The organism is Arthrobacter sp. SlRoot2-15 (assembly GCF_059739345.1).
In genome coordinates, this window is the sequence record NZ_AP046058.1 from 3,490,685 (window position 1) to 3,503,119 (window position 12,435).

A 12,435-nucleotide genomic window follows, 5' to 3' on the forward strand; every position below is an offset into this window, starting at 1 on the left:
TAGGATTGCCGCATGCGACCCATCCCTTCCACGTTGCGCGGACGCCTCCTCGCCGTCTCAGCAGCATTCCTCCTGGCAGTTTCCCTGGCATCCTGCGGCGTCGGTGCCCGCCCGGACGGCAATGCTTCCACCTCAGGCGCCGCAGCCACGACCGGGTCCACCACGGAAACCGCGACGCCGTCGGCCTCGCTGACTCCTTCGCCCACCCCCACCCCGACGCCCGGCAAGGGACCGGCCTGCGCGGCTGTCCGCTGCACGTCGGTCCTGGTCACCGGGGACATGCTGGTCCACGCCCAGCTCTGGGAACAGGCGCGTGCGGACGCCCTGGCCACCGGCGCCAAGGGCCTGGACTTCGGACCGCTGCTGGAAGGCCAGCGCAGGTACATCGAGAAGAGCGACCTCGCGATCTGCCACCAGGAAACGCCGGTGGCCGGCCCCACGGGGCCGTTCTCCGCCTACCCGTCGTTCAACGTCCCGCCGGAGATCACCACCGCTGCCCGGCAGGTGGGCTACCAGGCCTGCACCACCGCGAGCAACCACACGATTGACCGCGGCACCGCCGGGCTGGTCCGCACGCTGGATGCCCTCGACGCCGCCGGGCTGCAGCACACCGGGTCCTACCGCAGCGAAGCCGACTCCCAGGGCATCATGATCCTGCCGACCGCCGCGGCGAAGATTGCCGTGATCGAAGGCACTTACGGGCTGAACGGCCAGGTCCCGGAAGCTGCCTGGCAGGTGGACATGCTGGACCCCGCCGCCATGATCGCCAAGGCCAAAAAGGCGAGATCCCTCGGCGCCGACATCGTCCTTGGGGCGATGCACGCCGGGGACGAGTACTCGAGCGTGCCCAACGCCGAGCAGCAGCGCGTCGCGCACGCCCTGGCGGACAGCGGCCAGTTCACCATGGTCTACGGCCACCACACCCACTCGGTACTCCCGATCGAACGGTACAAAGGAACCTGGATTGTCTACGGCCTCGGCAACGGGATCACCGAACTCTCGCCGAGCTACGTGGTGAACAACGAGGGACTGCTGGTCCGGGCCCAGTTCAGCCAGGACGCCGCCGGCACGTGGACCGCGTCCGACCTGGCCTGGGCGCCGTCGGTCATCGTCCGCGGGCCCTACCGCTGGTGCTCGGTCGCCACCGACGCCCCGCAGGGCCCCTGCGCCGGAGCCGCCGCCGACGCGGCCACCCGGCTGCGAACCAAAACCGTGGTCGAATCGATGGGGGCGGCAGCCGCCGGCGCCCACGAACTGCTGATCACGAAGGAACGGTAGGCATGGACACAATGATGGAACGACGGCGGTGCGTCGCGGCGCGCGGGGCGGAACTGGCCGTCTTCGAATACGGCCGGCAGCCCGGCCCGGACGTGGCGACCCTGGTCTTCGTGCACGGCTACCCGGACGACCACCGGGTGTTCCTGCCTGCCATCCGGGAGCTGGCGCCGACGCACCACCTGATCGCCTACGACACGCGCAACGCCGGCACGTCCGCCGTCCTGGCAAGCCCGGGCGACTTCACGCTGGCAGCGCTGGTGGATGACCTGTTCGCCGTCCTGGCGGCCACCGGCGCCGCCCGCGTCCACCTCGTCGGGCACGACTGGGGCTCCATCCAGGGCTGGGCCGCCGTGCAGGATCCACGAGCCGCCGCCGTGATCAGCCGGTATTCGAGCATCTCCGGGCCGGACCTGGGCCACTTCGCGCGCTGGGTGCGCACACGGTTCCGGAACCCACGCGGCTGGCCCCAGTTGGCCGGGCAGTTGATGCGCAGCTGGTATATCGCGGCCTTCCTGGTCCCGGTGCTGCCCGAGGCCGCCTGGCGGCTGTTCCTCACCCGGCGTTACGAACAACTGGCCAAGCGCGGTGTCGGGAACGACCCGGTCCGCGGGTTGGCCCTCTACCGGGCCAACTTCGGTCCCGGCCGCAACCGGCCCACGCCGGCCGCACGCGCCACGGTCACCATACCGGTGCAGGTGGTGGTGCCGACCCGTGACCCGTTCCTGTCCCCGGACCTGGTGGAGGGGCTCGAGGCCTGGGTGGAGGACCTGACAGTGGTGCGGGTGGACAGCGGCCACTGGTGGCCCGCGACCCGCCCCGCCGAGTTGGCCGGGCTGCTGCGCAACAGCGGCGCCGGCGCCTGAGGCCGGCGGCGCTGACCGTCAGCCGGGGAGGGCGTCCGCAAGGCTGCGGACCATAAACACACTGTTGGGATCGGGCTGGTAACCGGCGAACGGCGGGCACGGGACGAAGCCGTGCCGCGCGTAGAGCCTCCGCGCCGGGGCGAAGAACTCCTGAGACCCGGTTTCGAGAAACAGTCGCCGGTAGCCGCACAGGCGGGCCTCGTCCAGGATCCGACGAAGGACCAGTGCGGCGATGCCGCGGCCGCGGGCGTGCTGCGCCGTCCGCATCGACTTGATTTCCCCGTCCTCCGCACCAAGTTCCTTCAGCGCCCCGCAGCCGAGCAGCACTGCGCCGCCCGGCACAGCGCTGTCGCGGGCGGTCCAGAAGGTGATGTCCGGGCCGGCCAGCGCCCCGAGGCCCAGGGCATGCACACTCTCGGCCGGTGACGTCGCTAACATGTCGGCCAGGTGTTCCTCCAGCAGGTTCCGGACGTCGGGGAGGGCCGGGCTGTCGCGGGCAACCAGGATCATAGGCCGGGCGTTAGCGGGGGCGGCGGGCCGCGTGCTCCCGGGCCAGCGCGGCGTAGGAGTCGTCCGGGTCGCCGGGCACGAAGGTGCCGTATTTGCGCTCCACGGCGGTCTTGATCAGGAAGTCGGCCAGCGCCGGGTTCTTGGGCAGCAGTGAGCCGTGCAGGTAGCTGGCCACGATGTTGCGGTAGCGGGCACCCTCCTGGCCGTCGCTGCTGTTGTTGCCGGTGCCCTTGGCCGTGGTGCCCAGCGGCGTGACGCCGGGGCCCAGCGTGGTCTGGCCGCTGTGGTTCTCGTAGCCCAGCACGGTGCCGAACTCGGGGGAGGACACCGAGACGTTGCCGATCAGCCGCTCGTCCGTGCCGTGGGTCTCCACGTCCAGAACGCCGATGCCGGGGATCACGGAGCCGGTCCGGGTCTTGAAAAACTTTCCGAACAGCTGGTAGAGCCCGCAGATCACTAGCATAGGTGTGCCGTCCTCGGCGAGCTCCTTGAGGACCGTTTCACGGGAGAGCAGATCGTCCTGGATCACCAGTTGGCCGCTGTCCTGGCCGCCGCCGCCCACGATCAGGTCCACGTCGGTTGGGAAGTCGTCACCCACGTTGTATTCGAGCAGTTCCGGGGTGTACCCGTGCCAGCGCAGCCGCTGGGCCAGGACCAGCGCATTGCCCCAGTCGCCGTAGATGTTCATATCCCGCGGATAGAGCTGCACCACGCGGATGGTGCCCTTGCTTGGGGAAGCGGACTCTTCGGGCGGCAGAACATGGCCGAAGGAGAGCCCGTCCGGGGTGTCGGGGGATGCGGGGGTCATGAGACCACCTCAACTGTGGTGATTTTGGCCAGCTCGCGGCGGATGGCCAGCATGGCGGTGTAGGTGCAGAAGATCCGCTTCGGCTGGTCCTTCGCCCCGCGGATGAAGGTGGCCAGGGCGGGGGCGATGTCTGTGTCGACGGCGCCGATCGGAACGTCGTCGTACTGCAGCCGCAGGGCCATGTCGAAGGCGCGGGAGCCGGTGAGTTGGTCCACGCCGCCCTCGCGCAGGGTGTCGAATTCCACGTCCCAGAGCCAGGACATGTCGCGTCCGTCCGCGTAGTTGTCGTTGATCGCGATCATGGTCGCGTAGCCGGTGGCCGGGAAGGACTTCAGGCCGAGCCGGAAGCCGCTGGGGTTCTTGACCAGGACAAGCTCCAGCGGCAGGCCGTCCACCACCAGGCTTTCGCCGCGGCCGAACGCCGGCGCGACGTTGGCGAGGGCCGCCAGCAGCCCGGCGTGGTCGGTACCGGTGCCTCGGGCCCCGGTGATGGCCCGGGCCAGGGTCAGGGCCGCGGCCGCGTTGAAGATGTTGTAGACGCCGCGGAGTTTCATGCCGGTGGTGACCGTGGCGCCGTCGTACTCGAAGTCGGCGTCATCGGCGCCCACCCGGCGGAGGACGACGTCGGCCTGCGGCTTGGCCGGGGCCGGCGGCACCGGGCTGCCCGGCGCGGCCCGCAGCTCGTCGTCGTTCGGGAAGGTGCTCAGCAGCGACTCGTCGAGGCCGAAGTAGAGCACCTCGGGGCCGTTAAGCGTATTTGCGATCCGGGCGACGCGCGGGTCCTCGCGGTTCAGCACCACGGTGCCGGTGGTCTTGGCCGCGATGTGCTGCAGCAGCTCCGCTGTCTTGTCGATCTCGCCGAAGCGGTCCAGCTGGTCGCGGAGCACGTTCAGCAGCAGGCAGTAGCGCGGCGGAACCTTGTTGACGAAGTGCACGGCGTGGGCCTCGTCCAGTTCAAGGACGGCTACGTCGGCGTCGAGCCGGCCGCGCAAGTCCACCTCGCCGAGGAGCGCCGCGGCGACGCCGCGCGTGAAGTTGCTGCCGGTCCGGTTGGTGAAGACCTTCAGGCCTTGGCTTTCCAGCAGCTCCACGACCATCTTGGTGGTGGTGGTTTTGCCGTTTGTCCCGCTGACGACGGCGACTCCCAGCGGCAGTGTGGACAGCGTCCGCTGCATAAAGCCGGGGTCGATTTTTTCGACTACCAGGCCGGGAAGAGCGGAGCCTCCGCCCCGGAGCCGGGAGACCCGGCGGACGAGCTTGCCGAGCGGAACGCTGAAGTAGAGCATGCTTTGTAATATATCCCAGCGGAGGCATGGAACCCGGTCCCGGGGCACGCCCCGGTGCGGCCCGGCGGGCCCCGCGGACTATGCTGGCAGGATGACCACCCCCCTTACGCCGCCTCCTTCCCGCGTGGGATCGGGCCTGCGGATCGGCGTCCTGGCGCTCCAGGGCGACTTCCGCGAACACCTGCACGCCGTGGAAGCTGCCGGCGCCGCCGGCATTGGTGTCCGTCGCCCCGCCGAGCTGGACGGCCTCGACGGCCTCATCATTCCCGGCGGGGAATCGACCACCATCGACAAGCTGGCCCGGATCTTTGAGCTCAGGGATCCGCTGCGGGACCGGATCCGGGCAGGGCTGCCTGTTTACGGCTCCTGCGCCGGGATGATCCTGCTGGCCGAGGAGATCGCCGACCCCGCAACCGACCTCGCCGGAAACCCGCAGCAGACCTTCGGCGGCCTGGACATCACGGTGCGCCGCAACGCGTTCGGCCGGCAGCGCGAGTCCTTCGAGACCGACCTGGAGTTCAAGGGGCTGGAGTTCAGCGCCGAGGACGGCACAGTGGCCCCGGTGCACGCGGTGTTCATCCGCGGACCCTGGGTGGAACGCGTCGGCGCGGGCGTCGAAGTCCTGGCCCAGGTGGAACCGTCCAAGGCCGGCCACCCGGAATCCCTCGACGGGACGGCTAGAATTGTTGCAGTGCGTTCCGGCAAGCTGCTGGCCACCTCCTTCCACCCGGAAGTGACGGGGGAGAAGCGCGTGCATGAACTCTTTATTCGAATGATCAGAGGAGAAGCGTAAAGCATGTCAGGCCACTCCAAATGGGCGACGACCAAGCACAAGAAGGCCATCCTGGACAGCCGCCGGGCCAAGTCGTTCGCCAAGCTGATCAAGAACATCGAAGTTGCCGCGCGCATGGGCGGACCCGACCTCGCCGGCAACCCGAGCCTGGAACTTGCCGTCACCAAGGCCAAAAAGACCTCGGTTCCCGCTGACAACATCGACCGCGCCATCAAGCGCGGCGCCGGCCTCACCGGCGAGGTCGTGGATTACACCGAGATCATGTACGAATGCCGCGGCCCGCAGGGCTCGGCGCTGCTGATCGAGTGCCTCACAGACAACAAGAACCGTGCCGCCTCCGAGGTCCGGCTTGCCATTTCCCGCAACGGCGGAACCATCGCCGATCCCGGCTCGGTCAGCTACCTGTTCTCCCGCAAGGGTGTTGTCTCGCTGCCGAAGAACGGCCTGACCGAGGACGACGTGCTGATGGCGGTGCTCGACGCCGGCGCCGAAGAAGTCAAGGACAACGGCGACAGCTTCGAGATCCACTCCGAACCGACCGACCTGCAGGCCATCCGGGACGCGCTCAAGGAAGCCGGGATCGACTACGACACCGACGAGGCCGAATTTGTGCCCTCCATGCAGGTGCCGCTGGACCTCGACGCCGCCAAGAAGTTCATGAAGCTCGTCGATGCCCTCGAAGAACTCGACGACGTCCAGAACGTGTACAGCAACGCCGACCTCAGCGATGAAGTGCAGGCCGCACTGGAAGCCGAGTGACCCTTCGCGTCCTCGGTGTCGATCCGGGCCTCACCCGCTGCGGGATCGGCGTCGTGGACGTCGAGAAGAACCGCCGCGCCACCATGGTGGCCTTCGGCGTCGTCGGCACCTCCCCGGAGGAAAGCCTGGACCAGCGGCTGCTGGTCATCGCCACCTCCATCGACGAGTGGTTGGATCGGTACGAGCCGCAGGTCCTCGCCGTCGAACGTGTTTTCTCCCAGCTCAACGTCAGTACGGTGATGGGCGTCGCCCAGGCCTCCGGCGTGGTGATCGCCGCCGCCGCGCGCCGGGGGATCCCGGTGGCGCTGCACACGCCCTCCGAGGTCAAGGCCGCAGTGACTGGCAGCGGGACCTCCAACAAGGAGGCCGTCACCAAGCTGGTCACCAAGATCCTCCGGCTAGACGCCCCGCCGCGGCCGGCCGATGCCGCCGACGCCCTGGCGCTGGCGATCACCCACGCGTGGCGGTCCGGCAGCGGCACGTCCAGTAGCGGCGCAGTCACGACCGGCCCGGGCAGCCAGTCCCTCACGCCCGCGCAGCGCGCCTGGGCCGACGCCGAGGCCAAAGCGCGCCGTGCACGCTGAATGGCGCGTTAAATGTCCGGGCCCTTGCTAGGGTATTCGTAGATATGTTCGGATAGCCGGTGCTTGCAGATTCATGCCAGCCGGCTTGACCCAGCTGGACCTGAACCAGCTGTAAGACCAGGAGCCAGGCCTTGATCAGTTTTCTCCGCGGAACCGTAGCGCACGTCGGCCTGTCCTCGGCGGTGATCGACCTGAACGGCGCCGGCATGAGTGTCAACGCCACCCCGCAGACCCTCAGCCGGCTCCGCGTCGGGGACGAGGGCAAACTGTTCACCTCCCTGATCGTCCGGGAGGACTCGCTCACCCTCTTCGGCTTCGCCACCGACGACGAGCGCGAGGTCTTCGACGTGCTGCTGAGCGTCAGCGGCGTGGGGCCGCGGCTGGCGTTGGCCGTGCTGGCCGTCCACGACCCCGAAGCGATCCGGGTGGCCGCGCACTCCGGCGACGGCAAGGCCTTCACCAAGGTCCCCGGCATTGGCCCCAAGGTCGCCGGCCGGATCGTGCTCGAACTGGCCGGGAAGCTGGTGCCGCACGGCACCCCGGGTCACGCCGACGCCGGCGTCACGGCCCGGTCCGCCGAAGCCGTGTGGAAGCCGCAGGTGGTGGCCGCCATGACCAGCCTCGGCTGGTCCGAGAAAGACGCGACCTCCAGCATCGACAAGTCGCTGGCGGACTCGCCGGAACTCGCCGAGGCCGGCAACGTCGCGGAAATCCTCCGTGCCACGCTGCGCTGGCTGGGCCAGGACGGCGCCCGCGCCGGGAACCGCGTAGGCGCCCGTGGCTGAGCCGTCGCTCGTCGCCGGGGGAGAGGAACCGGAGGAACGGGCCATCGAGGCCGCCCTCCGCCCCAAGAACCTGCACGATTTTGTGGGCCAGCACCGGGTCCGCAAGCAGCTCTCGCTGGTGCTGGAGGCCTCCCGGATGCGCGGGCGCAGCGCCGACCACGTGCTGCTGTCCGGTCCGCCCGGCCTGGGCAAGACCACGCTGTCCATGATCATCGCGGCCGAGATGAACGCCCCGCTGCGGATCAGCAGCGGGCCGGCGATCCAGCACGCCGGGGACCTGGCCGCCATCCTGTCCTCGCTCTCCGAAGGGGAAGTCCTTTTCCTCGACGAGATCCACCGCATGTCCCGCCCGGCCGAAGAAATGCTCTACATGGCGATGGAGGACTTCCGCGTCGACATCGTCGTCGGCAAGGGCGCCGGCGCCACCGCGATTCCGTTGGAACTGCCGCCGTTCACCCTCGTGGGCGCCACCACCCGCGCCGGGCTGCTGCCCGGGCCGCTGCGGGACCGGTTCGGTTTTACCGGCCACCTGGAGTTCTACTCCGTCGAGGAGCTGGAGCTGGTGCTGCGCCGTTCGGCGGGGCTGCTGGACCTGAAGGTGAACTCCGCCGGGTTCAGCGAGATCGCCGGCCGGTCCCGGGGCACTCCCCGCATCGCCAACCGGCTGCTGCGCCGCGTCCGGGACTGGGCGCTGGTGCACGGGGTTGACCAGATCGACGCGCGGTCCGCCTCGGCTGCCCTGGACATGTACGAAGTGGACAAGCGCGGCCTGGACCGCCTGGACCGCGCCGTCCTCGAGGCGCTGATCACCAAGTTCGGCGGCGGCCCGGTGGGCCTGTCCACCCTGGCCATCGCCGTCGGTGAGGAAACCGAGACCGTGGAAACGGTCGCCGAGCCGTACCTGGTTCGCGAGGGCCTCCTTGGCCGGACCCCGCGCGGGCGGATCGCGCTGGCGCCGGCCTGGACGCACCTTGGCTTCGCAGTGCCGGCCGGTGCGTTCGGCCAGGACCCGCTGGACCTGTTCCAGGCCGGAGACGCCGACGGCGGGCCGGCCGGGTTGGCAGCCGATACCGATCCGGAATGGATCCGTAATAGTCAATAGCACTCGCTAGTGACCTTTTCCCTTTAGACTGGTATGACGCTCGGCACGTTCGGGCCTTTGTTTCCGTGCGCGGCTCCCGCTAGCCGCCGATGGCAGGGCAGGGTTTTCTGCCACGGGCCTGCCAGGTTTCCTGCCAGGTTCCACGCCAGGTGGCCCCGGAGCGAAGCGGACGTTGCTGAAAAACCAGCTCGCAAGTACAGAACGGAACTTTCCCCTTGGATCCAATGACAATTCTCCTGTTCGTCATGCTCGGCGTGTTCGTCTTTATGATGTTCCGCCGCAACAAGAAGACGCAGCAGCAGCAGGCGGAGCTCCAGTCGAAGTTCGGCCCCGGCGTTGAGGTCATGACCAGCTTCGGCCTGTTCGGCCGCATCGTCGAGATTGACGAGGCCGAGAACAAGGTTGTCCTGGAGCTCTCCCCGGGCAACACCGCCACTGTGCACCGCCAGGCCGTTACCAAGATCGTCGAGCCGGTTGCCGCCGTCGAGGAACCCACCGTAGTTCCCGACGATGCTTCCTCGCTGACCCTGGGCAAGACCGAAGAGCCCGGCTCCGCCGTCGAGGGCACCACCGTCGCCGGTGACACGCACCGCACCGAAACGCCGGACGAAACCCTGCGCCGCCTGAACGACGAAGGCAAAAAAGACAGCTAGTCTGCCTCCTGAGCAACCCCGCGGAGCTTCAGTGCGCGGGCATCCGCCGGTGCGGTCCTGACCTGGACGCACCGGCGGTTCCTCCGTAAACAATAGAAAGATCGACAATGGCACGAACTGGCCCCAAAAACTCAGCCCGCAGGGTGCTGGTCTGGCTTGGCGTAATGCTCGCCGTCCTGACCGCCGTCCTGGCCGGCGGCACGATGGCCGGGCAGGCCAGCTGGGCCCCCAAGCTGGCCCTGGACCTTGAAGGCGGCACCCAGATGATCCTGGCGCCCAAGGTGGAGGGCGGTTCGGGCATTAACGAAGAACAGCTCAACCAGGCTGTGGCGATCATCCGCCAGCGCGTCGACGGCTCCGGTGTCGCGGAAGCCGAAATCAGCACCCAGTCCGGCCGCAACGTCGTCGTCAGCCTCCCGGGCACTCCGTCCAAAGAGACCCGCGCGCTGATCCAGGCGTCCGCGGACATGAACTTCCGCCCGGTCATCCAGGCCGGCGACGGCGCTGCCGTGCCTGTCGAGGCGCGCACCCCTGAAGACAAGCTGCCCAAGCCGACCGCCGCGCCCGAAAACAGCAGCGACGAGAACTGGGTCACCGCGGACGTCTACAAGAAGTTCGAAGCCCTCGACTGCGTCAACCCGTCACAGGACAAGCAGGAACGCTCCGACCCGGCCAAGCCGCTCGTGACCTGCGAACCGGCCTCCGACGGCCGCCCCGCGATCAAGTACATCCTCGGCCCGGTAGAGGTCAAGGGGTCGAACATCAAGACCTCCTCCTTCCAGCTGCAGCGCGGCGCGCAGGGTGCGGTCACCAACGAATGGGCCGTCGATATCCAGTTCGACGACGAGGGCACGGCCAAGTTCAAGACCATCACCGAGCGGCTGAACAAGTTCTACGTTGCCGCCGGCGGCCAGAGCGGCTCGGATCCGAAGTCGCAGTTCGCGATTGTCCTGGACGATCAGGTTATTTCCGCGCCGCGGTCCCAGGCCGTCATCACCGATGGCCGCCCGCAGATCACTGGCGGCTTCACTGAGAAGTCCGCGAAGGCCCTCTCCGACCAGCTGCGCTTCGGCGCCCTGCCGATCAGCTTCGAGATCCAGAGCGACCAGCAGATCTCTGCCACCCTCGGCGGCGAGCAGCTCCGGATGGGTATGCTGGCCGGCCTGATCGGCCTGCTGCTCGTTGTGGTCTACTCGCTGTTCCAGTACCGGGCGCTCGGCTTCGTCACCGTCGCCTCGCTCGTCGTGGCCGGTGCACTGACCTACCTGGCCATCGCCATCCTCGGCTGGACGGAGAATTACCGCCTCTCGCTGGCCGGTGTCGCCGGTATCATCGTGGCGATCGGCCAGACCGCGGACTCCTTCATCGTCTACTTCGAGCGCATCCGTGACGAACTCCGCGAAGGCCGCGGCCTGGTCTCGGCGGTGGAAAACGGCTGGAAGCGCGCCAAGCGGACCGTCCTGGCCTCCAAGGCCGTGAACCTGCTCGCCGCCCTCGTGCTGTACTTCGTGGCCGTGGGCAACGTCCGCGGCTTCGCCTTCACCCTGGGCCTTACCGCGATCGCCGACCTGATCGTCGTCTTTATGTTCACCCACCCGACGCTGCAGGTGCTGGCCCGGACCAAGTTCTTCGGGGAGGGCCACAAGTTCTCGGGCCTCGACCCGAAGCGGCTCCGTGCCGTGCCCCTCTACCGGGGCGCCGGACGGATCCGGACACCGGACGACAAGCCCGTCCCGGCGCCGCGCGCCAAGAACACCGGTGCCGCGGCCGAGGCCGAACGCCGGATGACCATTGCAGAACGACGTCTCGCGGAAAAGCAGGAGCAGCTCGCCGGTTCCTCCAAGAGCGCGTCCAAGGAAGGCAAGTAAATGGCCAGCTTCGCCACTTTCGGTAACGACCTCTACACGGGCAAGCGCTCCTACGACTTCGTCGGTTCCAAGAAAATCTGGTTCCTGATCGCCGCCGTCGCCGTCGCCCTGTCCATCCTGCTGCCGGTCGTCAAAGGCGGGTTCAACCTCGGCATCGAGTTCCGCGGCGGCTCCGAGTTCACGGTGTCCAACGTCAAGGACCGCGACGCCGCACTCGGCGAAAAGGCCGTCCAGGAGGTCGTCTCCGGCAGCCTGCCGCGCGTCGCGAACGTCGCCGGCAACACCATGCGCATCCAGACGGACAAGCTGAACGACGAAGAGGTCCTCAAGGTCAAGGAAGGCCTCACCAAGGCCTACGGCGTGACCGACAACGAGGTCACCTCGACGTTCGTCGGACCCACCTGGGGCGCGGACGTGACCAAGCAGGCCCTGATCGGCCTGGCGATCTTCGTGGGCCTGGCCGCAGTCCTGATGGCGCTGTACTTCCGGACCTGGAAGATGTCGCTGTCCGCCCTCGCCGGCATGGCCGCGACGATGTTCGTCACGGCCGGGGTGTACTCCCTCAGCGACTTCGAGGTGACTCCGTCGGCCATCATCGGGTTCCTCACCGTGCTCAGCTACTCGCTGTACGACACCGTGGTGGTCTTCGACAAGATCCGCGAGAACACCTCCGAACTGCAGTCCTCCACCCGGCGCACCTTTGCCGAAGAGGTCAACCTCGCCGTCAACCAGACCCTGGTGCGTTCCATCAACACCATGATGGTGGCCATCCTGCCGGTCGGTGCCATCCTCTTCATCGGCGCCGGACTGCTGGGCGCGGGAACGCTGCGGGACCTCTCGCTGGCGCTGTTCGTGGGCATCCTGATCGGTACCGCGGCGACCATCTTCGTCGCCGCCCCGCTGTACGCCTGGCTGCGCCAGGGTGAGCCCGATCTGGTCAAGCAGGCCAAGCGGGTCCAGCAGCGGCGGGCCGAAAACGCCGCCAAGTCGGCCCCGGTCACGGCCTAGCCGCCAGTCCCGCCGAACCCGCCCGACGGGCCGGAGAACGTCCCCGACGTTCTCCGGCCCGTCGGGCTTTGGGCGCCGGTTACAAAAGTATCCCGCCACGGGAATAGACTTGAATAATTAACGGGTTGTGAGAGGTGC

At 68.2% G+C, this 12,435-nt stretch carries 13 protein-coding genes; 10 read left to right on the plus strand and 3 right to left on the minus strand.

The window, feature by feature from the left end:
• Window positions 1–12: 12 nt before the first annotated feature.
• Both AC6I9V_RS16230 and AC6I9V_RS16235 read left to right on the plus strand, forming a co-directional pair.
• On the plus strand, window positions 13–1,278 hold the full coding sequence (locus AC6I9V_RS16230) for a CapA family protein (RefSeq protein WP_497900143.1): 1,266 nt from the start codon (window positions 13–15) through the stop codon (window positions 1,276–1,278).
• 2 nt (window positions 1,279–1,280) lie between these two features.
• Window positions 1,281–2,141: an alpha/beta fold hydrolase gene (locus AC6I9V_RS16235; protein ID WP_497900144.1), complete on the plus strand. Its 861-nt coding sequence runs from the start codon at window positions 1,281–1,283 to the stop codon at window positions 2,139–2,141.
• A gap of 18 nt (window positions 2,142–2,159) precedes the next feature.
• Here the strand turns inward: AC6I9V_RS16235 and AC6I9V_RS16240 are convergent, their stop codons facing one another.
• From AC6I9V_RS16240 to AC6I9V_RS16250, 3 genes are read right to left on the minus strand one after another with little or no spacing between them, the layout of a single operon-like run.
• Window positions 2,160–2,651: a GNAT family N-acetyltransferase gene (locus AC6I9V_RS16240; protein WP_497900145.1), complete on the minus strand. Its 492-nt coding sequence runs from the start codon at window positions 2,649–2,651 to the stop codon at window positions 2,160–2,162.
• 10 nt (window positions 2,652–2,661) lie between these two features.
• Entirely contained in the window at window positions 2,662–3,459 is a 798-nt protein-coding gene (locus AC6I9V_RS16245) for a type 1 glutamine amidotransferase (RefSeq protein ID WP_497900146.1), read from the minus strand.
• A complete protein-coding gene (locus tag AC6I9V_RS16250) occupies window positions 3,456–4,745 on the minus strand; it encodes a MurT ligase domain-containing protein (protein ID WP_497900147.1) in 1,290 nt (429 codons plus the stop codon). Before AC6I9V_RS16250 ends, AC6I9V_RS16245 begins: the two co-directional genes overlap by 4 nt.
• 91 nt (window positions 4,746–4,836) lie before the next feature.
• Here AC6I9V_RS16250 and pdxT point away from each other — a divergent pair, with 91 nt between their 5' ends.
• The 8 genes from pdxT (at window position 4,837) to secF (ending at window position 12,297) form a co-directional block, all read left to right on the plus strand.
• On the plus strand, window positions 4,837–5,538 hold the full coding sequence (gene pdxT, locus AC6I9V_RS16255) for a pyridoxal 5'-phosphate synthase glutaminase subunit PdxT (protein ID WP_497900148.1): 702 nt from the start codon (window positions 4,837–4,839) through the stop codon (window positions 5,536–5,538).
• A gap of 3 nt (window positions 5,539–5,541) precedes the next feature.
• Window positions 5,542–6,297: a YebC/PmpR family DNA-binding transcriptional regulator gene (locus AC6I9V_RS16260; protein ID WP_138769205.1), complete on the plus strand. Its 756-nt coding sequence runs from the start codon at window positions 5,542–5,544 to the stop codon at window positions 6,295–6,297.
• Window positions 6,294–6,881, plus strand: coding sequence for a crossover junction endodeoxyribonuclease RuvC (ruvC, locus tag AC6I9V_RS16265; RefSeq protein ID WP_497900149.1), 588 nt, complete (start codon window positions 6,294–6,296; stop codon window positions 6,879–6,881). The genes AC6I9V_RS16260 and ruvC overlap by 4 nt, the downstream gene beginning before the upstream one ends.
• Window positions 6,882–7,012: 131 nt before the next feature.
• Window positions 7,013–7,666, plus strand: coding sequence for a Holliday junction branch migration protein RuvA (ruvA, locus tag AC6I9V_RS16270; RefSeq protein ID WP_497900150.1), 654 nt, complete (start codon window positions 7,013–7,015; stop codon window positions 7,664–7,666).
• Window positions 7,659–8,768 (plus strand): Holliday junction branch migration DNA helicase RuvB, encoded by a 1,110-nt coding sequence (gene ruvB, locus AC6I9V_RS16275; RefSeq protein WP_497900151.1) that lies wholly within the window; start codon window positions 7,659–7,661, stop codon window positions 8,766–8,768. The genes ruvA and ruvB overlap by 8 nt, the downstream gene beginning before the upstream one ends.
• A gap of 224 nt (window positions 8,769–8,992) precedes the next feature.
• The gene (gene yajC / locus AC6I9V_RS16280) at window positions 8,993–9,421 is read left to right on the plus strand and encodes a preprotein translocase subunit YajC (protein WP_349413711.1); all 429 of its coding nucleotides are present in this window, start codon (window positions 8,993–8,995) and stop codon (window positions 9,419–9,421) included.
• Between the two features lie 107 nt (window positions 9,422–9,528).
• On the plus strand, window positions 9,529–11,289 hold the full coding sequence (gene secD / locus AC6I9V_RS16285) for a protein translocase subunit SecD (protein ID WP_497900152.1): 1,761 nt from the start codon (window positions 9,529–9,531) through the stop codon (window positions 11,287–11,289).
• Window positions 11,290–12,297: a protein translocase subunit SecF gene (secF, locus tag AC6I9V_RS16290; RefSeq protein ID WP_349413709.1), complete on the plus strand. Its 1,008-nt coding sequence runs from the start codon at window positions 11,290–11,292 to the stop codon at window positions 12,295–12,297.
• Window positions 12,298–12,435: the final 138 nt, after the last annotated feature.

Coding starts and splice junctions, on each gene's coding strand:
- AC6I9V_RS16230 (WP_497900143.1), top strand. CDS start 13: ATGCGACCCATCCCTTCCACGTTGCGCGGACGCCTCCTCGCCGTCTCA.
- AC6I9V_RS16235 (WP_497900144.1), top strand. CDS start 1,281: ATGGACACAATGATGGAACGACGGCGGTGCGTCGCGGCGCGCGGGGCG.
- AC6I9V_RS16240 (WP_497900145.1), bottom strand. CDS start 2,651: ATGATCCTGGTTGCCCGCGACAGCCCGGCCCTCCCCGACGTCCGGAAC.
- AC6I9V_RS16245 (WP_497900146.1), bottom strand. CDS start 3,459: ATGACCCCCGCATCCCCCGACACCCCGGACGGGCTCTCCTTCGGCCAT.
- AC6I9V_RS16250 (WP_497900147.1), bottom strand. CDS start 4,745: ATGCTCTACTTCAGCGTTCCGCTCGGCAAGCTCGTCCGCCGGGTCTCC.
- pdxT (WP_497900148.1), top strand. CDS start 4,837: ATGACCACCCCCCTTACGCCGCCTCCTTCCCGCGTGGGATCGGGCCTG.
- AC6I9V_RS16260 (WP_138769205.1), top strand. CDS start 5,542: ATGTCAGGCCACTCCAAATGGGCGACGACCAAGCACAAGAAGGCCATC.
- yajC (WP_349413711.1), top strand. CDS start 8,993: ATGACAATTCTCCTGTTCGTCATGCTCGGCGTGTTCGTCTTTATGATG.
- secD (WP_497900152.1), top strand. CDS start 9,529: ATGGCACGAACTGGCCCCAAAAACTCAGCCCGCAGGGTGCTGGTCTGG.
- secF (WP_349413709.1), top strand. CDS start 11,290: ATGGCCAGCTTCGCCACTTTCGGTAACGACCTCTACACGGGCAAGCGC.